We start from the raw sequence: 13,467 nt of genomic DNA, 5'->3' as shown, positions 1-13,467 counted from the left end.
ACCGCCCACCCCGCCGGATCCGAACCGTCCTGGTTCGCAGCCGGCGGCTTCGACGTGCTGTCAGACGCGGGCGACGTTCAGCTCGTGCTGGAGGTACCAGCTGTTGAGCATGGCGAGTTCGGCCGGGTTGCCGCCGTGGTCGCTCTCGACCACCACCCAGCCCGGGAACTCCCGCCGGCGCAGCGCCGCGACGAACGCCTTGACGTCGACGAGGCCGCCCTCGGTGCCGAGTTCGAAGAACCAGCGCTCGATCCGGCGCCCGCCGCCGCCGCGCAGCATCGTGGTCTCGGCGCCCGGCATACGGTACTCGTCGCCGAGGTCGGTGTAGCGGGTGTCCTTGAGGTGCACGTGGGTGACCCGTTCGTGCCGCTCCTCGTAGAACGCCACCGGGTCGATGCCGCCGATGGTCAGCTCGGCGGTGTCGAGCGCGAGGCCGACCAGCTCCGGGTCGGTCGCGTCGAGCAGCCGTCCCAGCTCGTCGGCCGTGTGCACGGCGCTCAGGCAGTCGTAGTGCAGGGCCAGTCCGACGCCCGCGGCGGCGGCCACCTTGCCGACCTCGTTCCAGACGTCCCCGATGACCGCGATGTCGTCGGAGGCGAGCGGAGGCTGCATCCACGCAGGTCCGACGGGGCGCACGACCAGCTGCTCGGCGCCGACGGCGGCCAGGAAGTCGACGAACGGCCGTGCCGACTCGACGATCGCGGCGTGGTCGGCGGGGTTCCTGGTGGAGCGGAACGCCCAGCCCTCCTCCTCGACCGGCTGCCCGGGATCCCAGTACATGCCGGTCACGCCGTGCACCGAGCAGCCGCGCAGGAAGTCGAGGAATCCGGCGGGGCCGCCGTGGTTGAGCTCGATGATCTCGGGCCGCCCGAGGTTGTCCCACCGGCCGGAGCCCGCGGCCAGCTCCACGTGGTCGAAGCCGAGCACGGACAGCGTCTTCAGCGCCCGGCGCTGGTCCTCGTGCCGGACGAAGACGTCCATGCGGTGGTTCCACTGGTTCAGGGCGTAGGCCCAGCGCAGCGTGTCCCTCATCGCCGCACCTCCGCCTGTGCCTCGGCGAGCACGTTGTCGATGTACCACTTGGCGACGCAGGTGGCCTCGGCGTAGGTGTTGCCGCCCAGCTCGGCCTTGTCGTGCTCGACCGTCAGCCAGCCGTCGTACCCGGAGGCCACGATCTCCCGCATGAGCGCCGGGAAGTCGACGAGACCGCCCTCGGTGCCCATCTCGTAGAACCAGCGCGTCACGTCCGGGGCCATCAGCTCCGGGTCGGGCGGCGTCCGGTACGCCTCCTTGGTGTCCACGGTGTGGGTGTCCTTGAAGTGGAACCCGGTGCAGCGGTCGCGGTAGTCGCGGAACATCTGCAGCGGGTCGACGCCGGCGATCGTGTGCTGGGCGGTGTCGCAGAAGAAGTACACGTACTCCGGGTCGGTGTACTCGAAGAACAGGTCGAGCTGCGGGCGGGTGCGGATCGCGCCCCAGAACTCGAAGTGGCAGGTGGTCTTCATCCCGTGCCGGAGGGTCATCCGCCCGACCCGGTTCCACAGGTCGGCCATGATCTTGATCTTGTCGTCGGTGACCGGCTCGACCTGGAAGTACGTGGTCGTCGGCATGACGATGAAGTTCTCCACCGACAGGCCCTCCACGGCCCGCACGGTCGCCTCGCAGTCGGCGAAGATCCGGTCGTGCGTCCCGGGCACGTGCGGGGCCGTGTACTTCGTCGCGTACGGGTAGGCCGAGAAGATCCCGGTGATCTTGTCGAAGCCGTTGTCCTGGAGGAATTCCTCGAACTTCTTCACCGAGCCGTACATGCCCGCGAGCATCGGCAGGTAGAAGAAGAAGGTGTCGAACCCGCGGAATCCGAGGGCGGACAACTGCTTCACATAGCGGTCCATGTAGGCGCGGTTGAACGACGGGGGCTGCGGCCCCTGCGGCGTCTCGGTCACCCAGTGGTCCATGTAGGACCAGCGTTCCCAGGCCATGGTTCTCTGTCAGTCCCTCTTCTGTGCGAAGGCGGCGTCGAACGCGGCCTCGGGGGCGGTGAACAGCTTGCCGCGGACGAAGCGCAGCGCGTCGGGGGCGCCGACCAGGCGGTCCATGCCGGCGTCCTCCCACTCGACGGAGATCGGGCCGGCGTAGCCGATGCTGTTCAGGGCGCGGAAGCACTGCTCCCACGGCACGTCGCCGTGGCCGGTGGAGACGAAGTCCCAGCCGCGGCGCAGGTCGGCCCAGGCCAGGTGGGAGCCGAGGCGGCCGTTGCGGCCGCCGCCGGTGTTGAGCTTCACGTCCTTGCAGTCGACGTGGTAGATCCGGTCGGCGAAGTCCAGGATGAAGGCGACCGGGTCCAGGTCCTGCCACATCATGTGGCTGGGGTCCCAGTTCAGGCCGAACGCGGGCCGGTGGCCGACGGCTTCGAGCGTCCGCTTCGTCGTCCAGTAGTCGTAGGCGATCTCCGACGGGTGGACCTCGTGCGCGAAACGCACGCCGACCTCGTCGAAGACGTCGAGGATCGGGTTCCAGCGGTCGGCGAAGTCCTGGTAGCCGGCGTCGATCAGCTCCTGGGGGACGGGCGGGAACATCGCCACGTACTTCCAGATCGCCGAACCGGTGAAGCCGACGACCGTGTCCACCCCGAGGCGGGCGGCCGTGCGGGCGGTGTTCTTCATCTCCTCGGCCGCCCGCCGCCGTACGCCCTCGGGGTCGCCGTCGCCCCAGACCGAGTCCGGGAGCATGGCCCGGTGCCGCTGGTCGATCGGGTCGTCGCAGACGGCCTGTCCCTTGAGGTGGTTGGAGATCGCGTAGACCTTCAGGCCGTACCTGTCGAGCACGGCGCGCTTGTCGTCGAGGTAGGCGTCGTCCACGGCGCCGCGGTTGGGGTCGAGGTGGTCGCCCCAGCAGGCGATCTCCAGGCCGTCGTACCCCCAGGAGGCGGCGAGCCGGGCCACCTCCTCGAACGGCAGGTCGGCCCACTGGCCGGTGAACAGGGTGATCGGTCGCGACATCACTGGTCCTTGTCCGAGAGGTCCGAGAGGAGACGCCGGATGAGGGCGTGCTGGCGCCGGAGCTGGTCGGAGGCGCGTCCGACGCCGTAGTCGCCCTCGTACTCGCTGGACAGGTAGCCGGACCAGCCGCGGCGAACGAGGATCTCCAGGATCTCCGCCCAGGGGATGTAGTGGTCCTGGAGGTCGTCGTCGATCTCGTAGAACTTCGCCTGCACGTGGACGACGTGGTCCAGGACGTCCTCGAGGTCACAGACCGGGACGACCGGCACCTCGGGCGGCCGCGCGTTTCCGTCGCCCAGCCGGCTCGGGGTGCCGCCACGGCGGTGGTGCATCCGCTTGTGGAACACGCCGGTGTCCATCAGCAGCCCGAAGTGTTCGGTGCCCGTGCGCTCGATGAAGGCGAGGTAGTCGTCGACCACCTTCGACTTGATGACCGACGGCCAGTGGATCTCCGGGCAGAGCACGATGTCCTTCTCCGCCGCCAGGTCCAGCACCCGCTCGGTCGCGGGCTCCCACACCGGGTCCGGCTCCAGGTCCGAGGTGACGACGCCCAGCTTGGGCCGTACGAACCGGAAACCGAGCGTCGCCGCCAGCCGGATGTCGGTCTCCAGCTGCCGGGTCGCCTCGTCCACCGTGAGGGTGCGGCCCTTGAAACGCCGGGTGTCCACCCACGAGCCGTAGCAGGTGGGCGTGAGCCCGTGCCGGTCGAGCCGGGCGAACCAGGCGTCGAGCCAGGCCGCGGGAGGGTTCGGGTAGTCCTGGACGTGGGCCTCGCCGAGGATCTCCAGGCCGGTCGCGCCGAGGTCGGCGACGTCCTCGACGCAGTCGTCGAGGGTCATGGTCACGCCGTACTCGCTCGTGTAGCTGTAGAGCGAGACGCCGTACCGCAGCAGGGGTTCCGTCATCGCGTGATCACCAGTCCGCGCTCCTCGGTCCAGACCGTCGGCTGGAGTTCTTCGGGGATGTACGACATGCGCAGCCGCAGTTCCGCGGCCACGGTGTGGAAGCCGGTCGACAGCGGCTCCGGACGCGGCACCACGAGCACCGCGGGGACGTCGACGGGCCACCGGGCGGTGTCGGAGGAGCTCAGCTCGGCGGCGGAGCAGGTGACACCGCCGATGCTCCAGCCGATGTCCTCCGGCGCGAAGCGCTCACCGTCCACGGTGATGGCGGCTCCTTCGATCAGGCTGGTCCACAGCCCCCGGTAGTACGGGTTGCGCAGCCGCACCTCGAAGCCGTCGCCGGCCGGACGGTTGCGGAACCCCCGGGTCTGGATCATCGGGACCTCCAGCATGGTCACCGCCTTCCTGTGGTCGCTGCCGTCCCGGCGTTCAGCCGGGCGGCGATGTCGCGGGCCCCGCCGATCGCCAGGGCCACCGACGTGAGGGTCGGGTTGCAGGCGATCGGCGTCGGGATGACGTTGTTTCCGGCCACGTACAGGCCGGACACCCCCCACACCTCGCTGTTGGGGCCGCACACGGAGGTGCCGTCGTCGGCGGGGCCCATCCGGGTCGTGCCCTGGTAGTGCAGCGACGCGCCGGGCGAGAGGGTCATGGGTTCGTCGCCGATGAAGTCGCCGAGCGCCCGTGCCGCGCGCAGGACGGACTCGCGGGCCCGGACCAGGGTCTCCTGGTCGCGCGGGGTGAGCGTGTAGTGGATCCGCGGCTTCGGCATGCCGTAGTCGTCGGTCTCGGTGTCGTCGAACTCGATGCGGTCCGAGGCCTGCAGGTCCTTGCCGCAGAACCAGCCGAGTCCCACGATCGTGCCCGGCGCGGGCTCGTCCTCGCCGACCAGCGGGATGGGCGAGGCGTCGAGCTGCATGACCTGACCGTGGAAGGGCTCGTCGTCGGTGTACGGGACCCACGAGACGCCCGACTCCTCCGCGATCGCGCCGCCGTCGGGCCGGGAGGCCCGCGCGGCGTCGACGTCGCGCAGCCGCACGGCGAAGATCGTCTGCGGCTGGTCGTTGAGGTAGCGGCCCAGGGCGGGCGGGCGTACCCCGGAGGCGTACAGCACCTGCGGAGTGCGCAGCGCGTCGGCCGCGACGACGACGTGACGGGCGCGCACCCCGTGCTCGGCGCCGTCGGTCCGGTCCCGTACGAGCACGCCGACGGCATGCCCGTCCTCGACGAGCACGCGGCGCACCTGCGCGTCGGCGAACAGCTGGAAGTTCGGGTTGTTCCTGGTCACGTCGCCGAAGACGACGTCGGCCCCGCTCCAGGCGAGGGCCCCGTCGGCGCGGCGGCGGACGGCGAGCGGCATCGGCCGGATCCGCCGTTCCTCCTTCCGGCCGGGGTCGAACTCGGCGCTCAGCCGCGTGCGCACCTCGTCGGCGAAGGGGGCGTCGTCGAACGGGTGGCGGTCGACGCCGAGGATCCGCTCGGCGTCGTCGAGCAGGGCGTCCAGGTCCGGCAGGAAGGAGATGCGCTCGGCGTCGCCGGGCCGCGGGCAGGCGGCGGTCCAGTGCGCGCCCATGCCGCCGACGTTGGTCGACATGGCCAGCGCGGGCAGGCCGTCCTCGCCGGGCTGCCGGTAGCCGTCGGGCAGCAGGTGCGTACCGGCGCGGACCACCCGGCGGTCGGGGTTGGGGTAGCTGCCGGACGCGTCCTGGGTGTGCGGGTTCACCCCCTCGGAGCGGCGCTGGGCGGCGAGCCGCGCCACGGGGTCGGCGATGTTCTTCACGTGCAGGCCGGGCGGGTCGGTGAGCACGGGACCGGCCTCGAAGAGGGCGACGACGGCGTGCGGCGCCGTCTCGCTCAGGATGCGGGCGTACGCCGCGCCGGTGGGACCGCTGCCGACGATCGCCACGTCGACGGCGTCCGGGAAGACTCTGGACATTCCACTCCATTCATCGACGGCATTCGCCGACGGCGCGCGGGACACGTACCCGGCCGGCCGGGAGGACCGCCCCGGTACATGCGCCGCGGCGCCGGTGCCTGCCGTCAGTTGATCTCCGCGGCCTTGTCGGCCCCGGGTTCGGCCCCTTCGCCCCCTTCGGCCGCTTCAGCCCCTTCGGCCCCGAATGCGGCCCCGAGTTCGGCCGCGAGCGCTCCGGCGCCGCGCACCGCCAGGGCGACGCTGGTGAGCGTCGGGTTGCAGGCGTTCGCCGTCGGGATGAGGCCGTTGCCGGCGAGCACCAGACCCGGCACACCCCACACCCGCGACCAGGGGTCGCACACGGACGTGCCGTCGTCCGCCGGGCCCATGCGGACCGTGCCCATGTAGTGCAGTGAACTCCCGGACGGCATCAGCACGGGCGTGCCCGGCACGAACTCGCCCAACGCGGCCGCGGCGCGCGCCTGCTGGACGCGGGCCCGGTCGAGCTCCGCGTGTTCCCGCTCGGTGAGCTCGTAGGCGATGCGGACGCTCGGCAGGCCGTCCTCGTCGGGCCGTTCGTCGTCGAACAGGAGCCGGTCCTCGGGCCGCGGCCACTTGCGCACGCCCCAGCCCATGCCCACGTAGCCCGCGGGGTTGTCGCGGTAGGGGCTGTCCTCCGGCAGCGGCACCGGGCAGACGGGCGAGTACATGATCTGCGCGTGGTACGGGTGCCGCTCCTCGTCGTACCGGACCGAGACCACGCCGCGGATCGGGTCCGCCGGCGTGGCGGCCTCCTCGGGGGGCGGCAGCACGCCGTCGCGGAGCGCCACCACACCGAAGATCAGCGGATGTTCGGTCAGGTAGCGGCCGAGGGCCGGCGGCCGGACCCCCGACGCCCACAGCAGCCGGGGGCTGCGGATCGCGTCGGCCGCCACCACGACCGCGTCGGCGCCGACCTGCTCCTCCGCGCCGCTGAGCAGATCGCGGAGTACGGCTCCGACCACACGGTCGCCGTCACGGACCAGGCGCACGCACAGCGTGTCCGCCCGCAGCGAGAAGCGGGGGTCGTCGAAGACGGGCGCGAGGACGACGTCGGGGCCGCCCCAGCGCAGGGTGCCGTCCGGGCGGGGGTCGGCCGCCACCGGCAGCGGGCCGACCTCGATCCCGTCCGGGGCGAACGTCTCGCCGACCCGGTCCAGGATCGCCGCGGCCTGCGGTGAGTCGCCGAAGGCGGCCTTGGTGACGTGCAGCAGCTCTTCGGCGGCTGTGACGTGCTCCTCCCATTCGGCCTCGTCGATGAACGGGATGCGTTCACCGCCCCGCGGCCGGGGTGTGGCGCAGGTCCAGTGCGCGCCCTGACCGCCCACGCAGGTGGCGACGGCCGCCGCGGGCATGCCCGGCGAACCCTCGGCGGCACGTCCGATGAGGTGGGTGCCCTGGCGGGCGGTGATCGTTCCCTCGACGACGACCCCGGCCGGGATGCCGGACACGCCGTCCGCGCCGGCCCGGCCCTGCGACGCGAGCCGCGCGGTCGTCTGCTCCTCGGCCGACGGGAGGTTCTTCACGTTCATCCCCGGCGGCGAGGTCACCACGGGACCGGCGTCGACCATGAGGACGGAGACGCCGGGGACCTGCTCCAGCAGCAGCCGCGCGTAGGTGGCGCCTGTCGGCCCGCTGCCGATGATCAGGACGCTCGGATGGGTGGTCATGCACGCCTCCTCGGCGTTCGTTCCGGTTCTACGGTCGTCGCGGCTTGCGCGGGTCGACCCAGTGCGGCAGGTCCCACGGGCGGGCGAGCGCGTCACGGAGCCGCTGCGCCAGATCGGCGGCCTCGGGCAGCGGCGAGGGGCGTCCGTCGGCACGCCGGTACACACGGCAGGTGAGGGCGGGCGGGGCACTGGACGGGAAGAGGTCCCGGCGGCCGACCTGGAACGTCGGCGAGCCCGGGAACCCCAGCCGCGCCGCCTCCTCGGGGGAGGTCACCCGGCGTTCGGCGACCTGGACCTCGCCCCGGCCGAGCTCCGCGAGCGTCTCGCGGAGCAGGCCGGCGGCGCGCGCGTGCGTCGGGCAGCCCTCCCACCACAGCAGCTCCACGCGCCATTTGACGGAACAGCCCGCCGGAGAGGTCAGCGGCCGGACCACCTCGCGGCCCGCCAGGACGTCGTCGAGCGCGTCGCGCAGCCACCGGGCGTTCTGGGCGGGGTCGTCGTGGTCGCCGTCGGGAGCGCCGTGGTAGCGGACCACGCCCGCGGGGTCGAGCACGAAGACCTCGGGAGTCGCCGTCGCACCGAACGCCCGGGCGGCCGACTGGTCGGCGTCGCGCAGGAAGGGACCGGCGAGCTCCCCGGCGGCGACCCGCACCCGCATCGCGACCGCGGAGTCCTGTGGGTGGTCGGTCTCGTCGTTGCTCACCACCTGGAGCACCGTGACGCCCCGTGCCGCGTAGTCGCGGGCGACCTGCTGCACGCGGTCGTGCCAGGCCAGGGCGAAGGGGCAGCCGTTCGCGGTGAAGACCACCACGGTCGCCGCCGAGTCCCGCGGCGTCAGCCGCACCAAGGCCCCTTCGCTGTCGGGAAGCTCGAACAGCGGAGCGGCGTCGCCGACGGTCAGCCGCTCGTTCAGCCCTTCGTTCAGCACGGGGTGACCTCGACCCAGGTGTGCTTCTCGGCGGCCTCCAGTACGGCGGAGGTCACATGGGCGGCACGCAGTCCGTCGGCGAAGGTGGGCAGGCCGTCGGGCGCGGCGCCGGACAGGGCGGCGTAGGTGTCGGCGACGAACGCGTCGAAGCAGTCCTGGTAGCCCTGCGGATGTCCGGCGGGGACGGTGACGTACCGGGCGGCGGCCGGTGATTCGCTGCTGCCGCGCATGAGCTGCCGGTTGACGTCCCGGCCGCCGATCCACAGCGTGTCGGGGTTCTCCTGGTCGAAGGTCAGGCTCTCCGTCGCGCCGTCCACCGAGAACCACAGGCGGTTCTTGCGGCCCTGCGAGATCTGGCTGACGGTGACGTTGCCGACCGCCCCCTGGTCGGTCTCGAACATCACGACGGCTGCGTCCTCGGTCTCGACGCCGCGGCCGCCGCGTTCGGGCACGGCGGTCATGGTCTGCGCGGCGACCCGCACGATGCGGTGCCCGCTCACGAACTCCACCATGTCGCACCAGTGCACGCCGATGTCCGCGAAGGCGCGGGACGGGCCGCCGGCGGCGGCGTCCACCCGCCAGTTGTCGTCGGTGTCCGCGGCGAGCCAGTCCTGGAGGTACGAGCCGTGCAGCAGACGCACCGGCCCGGTGGCACCCGCCGCGACACGGGCACGGGCCTCCCGGACCGTGGGGTAGAAGCGGTAGACGAACGGCACGGTCGCCGTGACACCGGCCTCGGCGGCGAGAGCCACGAGTTCCTCCGCCTCGGCCGGATTCACGGCCAGCGGCTTCTCGCACACGACGTGCTTGCCGGCGGCGATGGCCGCCCGGGCCAGCGGGGCGTGCATGGCGTTCGGCGTGCAGATGTGCACCACGTCGACGCCGTCGTCGGCCAGGAGCTCCTCGACGGTTCCCGCGACGATCTCCGGGCGCAGATCTTCGGCGGCTCTTCGGGAGGACTCCGGACCGGAACCGACGGCGCGCACGACGACACCGCCCGTCCGACGGATGGCACGTGCGTGCACCTTACCCATGAATCCGACACCGACGATGCCGGCACGGACGCGATCGACCACCAGAGACCTCCACAGGAGTAGCCGTGGCTTCCAGCCACGCACGCTCATACTTCTGTAGAAAATCGGAGGAAGTCAACGCGGTCCATGCCTAAGAAAGCTGATGTTGTACATAGGCGGGATTGATGGCGTCGACTTCCTTCCGCCGACGGCGGAAGGAAGGGAGAGGGGGCGGCGAGCGCTGTGCGGGCTGCTCAGCCGCAGTCGAGCAGCCCGGCGGCGGCCTTCGCGGCGAGGACGCGGTGCACGCTGTCGGCGACGCCGGAGCGGAACGCGGCGTCGGTCTGCATGCGGGAGCGGACCGCCTGGACCATCGCGGGCACGATGGACGGCTTCACGGTGAGGACCAGATCGCCGCCCGCCGCGAGGAAGCCGACCGCGCGCTGACCCGGCGTGTAGGACCGGACGGCGACGGCCTGGCCGAGGTCGTCCGAGATGACGACGCCCTTGAAGCCGAGCTGGGTGCGCAGCAGCTTGCGGACGACGGTGGGGGAGAACGCCGCGATGTGATTCGGGTCGATCTTGGTGTACGTGGCCAGGGAGACCATCACGAACGGCGAACCGGCCTGGATCCCGGACTTGAAGGGCGTGAGGTAGGAACTGGTGGTGGTCGTCACCGAGTCGACGACGTTCGCGGTGGTGTCGGTGTTGCCGATGACCCGGCCCAGTCCGGGGAAGTGCTTGAGCGTGGTCATCACATGCGCCTGCTTGGACCCGGCCGCGAACGCTCCGCTGTGCGAGGCGACCACGTCGGGCGTGTGGCCGTACTCGCGGTAGTAGCGCCCGATGGGCTGGTTGCGCGTGCCGAGGCTCGCCGGCACCACGTCCGCGACGGGGGCCAGGTTGAGGTCCACCCCGGCCGACCTGAGCTGGCCCGCCCAGCCCGCGGCCCGGCTGCGCAGCGTGGAGGTCGACCAGCCGCCCTGGGTCAGCGCGTTCGGCATGGTCGAGAAGCCCGGGCCGCTCAGCACCTGCACCTGGCCGCCCTCCTGGTCGGTGGCGACCAGGAGACCCACCCGCTTGCCGGAGACCGTGTCCGCCTGGCCCCGGATGCCGTCCACCACGTTGCGCGTGGCCGTGACGCCGGCGCTGCTGCGTCCGGTCAGCATGACCGAGCCCACGTGCTGGTCACGGAGCGTACGCAGGTCGGTGGCGCTGGGGCTGCTCGCGGACACCCCGCCCATGAACAACTGCCCGATGCGCTGCGCCTGGGTCATGCCGCTGTACACGCGGTCGGCGCAGGAGGTCACGGCGGCGGCCGCAGCGGACGACGCCGGCCCGGCCACCGGATGCACAGCCTGCGCCCGGGCGGCGGGTACGCCGCAGACGGTCGCGGCCAGCACCATGCTGACGGCCGGGACACCCGCACGCAGGGCCGCCGAACGGCCCGCTCCGGATCGGCGAAGACGTCGCATGAAGCCGCTCCTGTCTCGCGAGGACACACGGCAGCACCGTCGGCCCGGCGCGAGCCGGTCGGCTGCTCTTCACACGGTACGCCGCACCGCCCGAGTGTCGAGCCCACCCGATCCCGCCCCAGGTGACAGGCGCTCTACCGCACCGCGAGCCTGACGAACGCCGCCCACTCCGCACGGGCGATCCGCAACACCGGCCTGTCACCCGTCGCCTTGGAGTCCCGCACATACACAACGTCCAGGCCGGCGGCCACCTCGACGCAGTCGCCGCCGCTCGTCCCGCTGTAGCTGCTCTTGAACCAGGTCAGTCCTGCGGTCTGGGCAGTGTGCTGGTCGGTGCTCATAGCTCCCCTGCCATGCGCTCGATGAGACGAGAGGACTCCTCGGTGTTGAGGGCCTGCGTGCGCAGCATCCCATACCGCAACCAGAACTCGCTGACCTCATCCTCACCGGACCTGACGGTCACCACGTCCTGAGCCTCGACGTAGACGTGCCGCCTGCGATCCTTCGACTCCAGCAGCACCATGGGCCCGTTGAGTCCGCTGTGGGCCCCTCGGGCGGTCGGCATGACCTGAAGCTCCACGTTGCGCATCCGTGAGCATGTCAGCACAGCTTCCAACTGCGCGCGCATGACTGCCTTACTGCCCACCACTCGTCGGAAGGCGTCTTCCTCCACGATGAACACGAAGACCGCAGGCGGGTTCTTACGGGCCAGCAGAGCCTGCCGGGCCAGACGGGCGGCCACGCGCTGTTCGACGACCTCCTCGTCCAGCGGCGGGAAGTGCGCTTCGAGCAGCGCCTGCGCGTAAGCCTCCGTCTGCAAGAGCCCAGGCACAAGCAAGGGATCGTACGAGAACCTGCTGAGTGCCTCCGCCTCCAGCAGGGCGACGTTGCGGAAGAAGCGCGGCAACTTTGCCCGATCCACCTCGTCCTGGAGGGCGAGCAGAACCCCACCCGCCCCCAGCGCCCGTTCCGCCGCCGCGGTGAACGCCGCCTTCGCCGGGCGTCGCCCCTGCTCGACCGAGGCGACCTGCTCCAGGGAGTAGCCGATGGCGTCCCCGAGCTGCTGCTGGTTCAACCCGGCCCGCTTGCGCAGATACTGCAGGAGCACGCCGTACGCCGACCACACCCCCGGCAGGTCCGGCGCTTCCTCCCTGGCCTTCGGCGCCCGGCCGCTCCGCCCGTCCCGTACCGCCTTCACACGCTCACGCCCTTCCGTCCCGAACCGCACCCCGCACGCCGCCGGGCCATGCTCAACCGGGCCGGGAACAAAAGGGACACGAGCGGGACCCGTACAACCCCCGTACAAGCGGCCGTACAACCAACGCGACGGTCTGCCGCCCGCCCCCTACGACATGGCGGCCGTACGGTCGTCGTACCTGGTCAGCGGAGTGCCCGACCGCTCAACCTGACCTTGTGACACAACATCAGCTCACCGGCGGGACACGGACCCACCTGACCCTGCGCTTCAGCAGCACCAGGCGCGGAGCCCGCCTCGCCCGCCAACTCGCCGTCCAGCAGTTCACCGAGTGGACGGGCCTCCCGTACGACTCCGATCCCGCCCGAACCGTCGCTCTCGTCACCGCCGAACTCGCGGCGAACGCGATCCGCCACGGCAGCCTCCCCGGCCGTGACTTCCGGCTGACGCTGCTCCAACTGCCCCAGAGCTTGCGGATCGAGTTGACCGACACCCGCCCGGAGCGCTGCCCCGGCCGCCCCACCGGTGAGCCCGCGTCGCCCGACGCGCCCTCGGGACGCGGACTGCTGCTCGTGGAGGCGTACGCCGAACGCTGGGGCTGGGAGCGCCGGGACGCGTACACGAAAACCGTCTGGGCGGCGGTGGCTCTCCGGCCGCCGACCGCGCGCGATGAGGATCACGGTGCGCCTGTGCACCACTATGCGCCTTCATGTGGCCGTATGTCGTACATGCCCGGCGGGCAGTGACTCGGGCGTAACTCAACCCCTCACGAGAGGAACCACTGCGCATGAGCCGCCTCATGACCCGCCCCGCCGCCCTCGCCGCTTCCGCCGCACTGCTGACCGGCGGCCTGCTGGCAGCGGCCGCACCCGCCGCCACCGCCGCCGCACCCGCGAAGTACTCGCAGGCGGCCGCCGAGCGGCAGTTGAAGCGGGCGGGAGTCACCTGGGTCTCCTCGGGCGGGTGCAGCAACCGGAACAACAGCAGGTGCACCTCCTTCGAGAAGATCAACAAGAGCACCGTCGCCGGCGTCATCGACTTCAAGAAGGCCAGCAGGTGCGCGGTGACGCTCACCGCCGGCACGGAGAAGGGCCACGCCTCCGGGACGTACAGCCACTGGAACGGCTACAAGGTCGACATCAAGCTGACCTCGTGCGTGAACTCGTACATCACCCACAAGTTCCGCTACGTCGGCACCCGCGGTGACGGCGCCAAGCAGTACAAGTCGCCGTCGGGGAACGTCTACGCCCGCGAGGGCTCGCACTGGGACGTCACCTACTACCGAGGCACCCGCTGACAGAAACCGGTGGCGGGACCTGACACCACGGTCC

14 protein-coding genes are annotated in these 13,467 nt (G+C 71.5%); 2 read left to right on the top strand and 12 right to left on the bottom strand.

Annotated elements, in window-relative coordinates; genetic code table 11:
* Positions 1 to 60: 60 nt before the first annotated feature.
* From AB0G63_RS36225 to AB0G63_RS36170, 12 genes are all read right to left on the bottom strand, one after another.
* Positions 61 to 1,032 carry a sugar phosphate isomerase/epimerase gene (locus AB0G63_RS36225; RefSeq protein WP_360759208.1) on the bottom strand — a complete coding sequence of 324 codons (972 nt, stop codon included), beginning with the start codon at positions 1,030 to 1,032 and terminating at the stop codon, positions 61 to 63.
* The gene (locus AB0G63_RS36220; RefSeq protein WP_360759206.1) at positions 1,029 to 1,979 is read right to left on the bottom strand and encodes a sugar phosphate isomerase/epimerase; all 951 of its coding nucleotides are present in this window, start codon (positions 1,977 to 1,979) and stop codon (positions 1,029 to 1,031) included. Before AB0G63_RS36220 ends, AB0G63_RS36225 begins: the two co-directional genes overlap by 4 nt.
* Before the next feature lie 9 nt (positions 1,980 to 1,988).
* Complete coding sequence (locus AB0G63_RS36215; protein ID WP_360759204.1) at positions 1,989 to 2,999, bottom strand: sugar phosphate isomerase/epimerase family protein; 1,011 nt, start codon at positions 2,997 to 2,999, stop codon at positions 1,989 to 1,991.
* Complete coding sequence (locus AB0G63_RS36210) at positions 2,999 to 3,904, bottom strand: TIM barrel protein (protein WP_360759202.1); 906 nt, start codon at positions 3,902 to 3,904, stop codon at positions 2,999 to 3,001. Before AB0G63_RS36210 ends, AB0G63_RS36215 begins: the two co-directional genes overlap by 1 nt.
* Positions 3,901 to 4,293 carry a DUF6379 domain-containing protein gene (locus AB0G63_RS36205; protein ID WP_360759209.1) on the bottom strand — a complete coding sequence of 131 codons (393 nt, stop codon included), beginning with the start codon at positions 4,291 to 4,293 and terminating at the stop codon, positions 3,901 to 3,903. Before AB0G63_RS36205 ends, AB0G63_RS36210 begins: the two co-directional genes overlap by 4 nt.
* A 2-nt stretch (positions 4,294 to 4,295) precedes the next feature.
* Positions 4,296 to 5,837 carry a GMC family oxidoreductase gene (locus tag AB0G63_RS36200; RefSeq protein WP_360759200.1) on the bottom strand — a complete coding sequence of 514 codons (1,542 nt, stop codon included), beginning with the start codon at positions 5,835 to 5,837 and terminating at the stop codon, positions 4,296 to 4,298.
* A gap of 104 nt (positions 5,838 to 5,941) precedes the next feature.
* Entirely contained in the window at positions 5,942 to 7,525 is a 1,584-nt protein-coding gene (locus tag AB0G63_RS36195; protein ID WP_360759198.1) for a GMC oxidoreductase, read from the bottom strand.
* Positions 7,526 to 7,553: 28 nt separating this feature from the next.
* The gene (locus tag AB0G63_RS36190) at positions 7,554 to 8,453 is read right to left on the bottom strand and encodes a thioredoxin family protein (protein WP_360759196.1); all 900 of its coding nucleotides are present in this window, start codon (positions 8,451 to 8,453) and stop codon (positions 7,554 to 7,556) included.
* Entirely contained in the window at positions 8,447 to 9,529 is a 1,083-nt protein-coding gene (locus AB0G63_RS36185; RefSeq protein WP_360759194.1) for a Gfo/Idh/MocA family oxidoreductase, read from the bottom strand. Before AB0G63_RS36185 ends, AB0G63_RS36190 begins: the two co-directional genes overlap by 7 nt.
* A gap of 191 nt (positions 9,530 to 9,720) precedes the next feature.
* Positions 9,721 to 10,941, bottom strand: a complete 1,221-nt coding sequence (locus tag AB0G63_RS36180) for a glycoside hydrolase family 3 N-terminal domain-containing protein (protein ID WP_360759192.1) — start codon at positions 10,939 to 10,941, stop codon at positions 9,721 to 9,723.
* 134 nt (positions 10,942 to 11,075) lie between these two features.
* Positions 11,076 to 11,282 carry a DUF397 domain-containing protein gene (locus tag AB0G63_RS36175; RefSeq protein WP_360759190.1) on the bottom strand — a complete coding sequence of 69 codons (207 nt, stop codon included), beginning with the start codon at positions 11,280 to 11,282 and terminating at the stop codon, positions 11,076 to 11,078.
* Positions 11,279 to 12,139, bottom strand: a complete 861-nt coding sequence (locus tag AB0G63_RS36170) for a Scr1 family TA system antitoxin-like transcriptional regulator (protein WP_360759188.1) — start codon at positions 12,137 to 12,139, stop codon at positions 11,279 to 11,281. The genes AB0G63_RS36175 and AB0G63_RS36170 overlap by 4 nt, the downstream gene beginning before the upstream one ends.
* 215 nt (positions 12,140 to 12,354) lie before the next feature.
* On the opposite strand from AB0G63_RS36170, the gene AB0G63_RS36165 reads away from it, so the two are divergent.
* Positions 12,355 to 12,882 carry an ATP-binding protein gene (locus tag AB0G63_RS36165; RefSeq protein ID WP_360759186.1) on the top strand — a complete coding sequence of 176 codons (528 nt, stop codon included), beginning with the start codon at positions 12,355 to 12,357 and terminating at the stop codon, positions 12,880 to 12,882.
* Positions 12,883 to 12,923: 41 nt separating this feature from the next.
* The gene (locus AB0G63_RS36160) at positions 12,924 to 13,433 is read left to right on the top strand and encodes a hypothetical protein (protein ID WP_360759184.1); all 510 of its coding nucleotides are present in this window, start codon (positions 12,924 to 12,926) and stop codon (positions 13,431 to 13,433) included.
* Positions 13,434 to 13,467: the final 34 nt, after the last annotated feature.

The organism is Streptomyces sp. NPDC020996, from assembly GCF_040641355.1.
Lineage (GTDB): Bacteria > Actinomycetota > Actinomycetes > Streptomycetales > Streptomycetaceae > Streptomyces.
The sequence above is the reverse complement of the archived record's forward strand: the minus strand, read 5'-3'. Positions and strand labels throughout refer to the sequence as shown.

What these genes read in the sequence shown, in the direction of transcription:
- AB0G63_RS36225 (WP_360759208.1), bottom strand. Translation starts at nt 1,032, where the DNA reads ATGAGGGACACGCTGCGCTGGGCCTACGCCCTGAACCAGTGGAACCAC.
- AB0G63_RS36220 (WP_360759206.1), bottom strand. Translation starts at nt 1,979, where the DNA reads ATGGCCTGGGAACGCTGGTCCTACATGGACCACTGGGTGACCGAGACG.
- AB0G63_RS36215 (WP_360759204.1), bottom strand. Translation starts at nt 2,999, where the DNA reads ATGTCGCGACCGATCACCCTGTTCACCGGCCAGTGGGCCGACCTGCCG.
- AB0G63_RS36210 (WP_360759202.1), bottom strand. Translation starts at nt 3,904, where the DNA reads ATGACGGAACCCCTGCTGCGGTACGGCGTCTCGCTCTACAGCTACACG.
- AB0G63_RS36205 (WP_360759209.1), bottom strand. Translation starts at nt 4,293, where the DNA reads ATGCTGGAGGTCCCGATGATCCAGACCCGGGGGTTCCGCAACCGTCCG.
- AB0G63_RS36200 (WP_360759200.1), bottom strand. Translation starts at nt 5,837, where the DNA reads ATGTCCAGAGTCTTCCCGGACGCCGTCGACGTGGCGATCGTCGGCAGC.
- AB0G63_RS36195 (WP_360759198.1), bottom strand. Translation starts at nt 7,525, where the DNA reads ATGACCACCCATCCGAGCGTCCTGATCATCGGCAGCGGGCCGACAGGC.
- AB0G63_RS36180 (WP_360759192.1), bottom strand. Translation starts at nt 10,941, where the DNA reads ATGCGACGTCTTCGCCGATCCGGAGCGGGCCGTTCGGCGGCCCTGCGT.
- AB0G63_RS36175 (WP_360759190.1), bottom strand. Translation starts at nt 11,282, where the DNA reads ATGAGCACCGACCAGCACACTGCCCAGACCGCAGGACTGACCTGGTTC.
- AB0G63_RS36160 (WP_360759184.1), top strand. Translation starts at nt 12,924, where the DNA reads ATGAGCCGCCTCATGACCCGCCCCGCCGCCCTCGCCGCTTCCGCCGCA.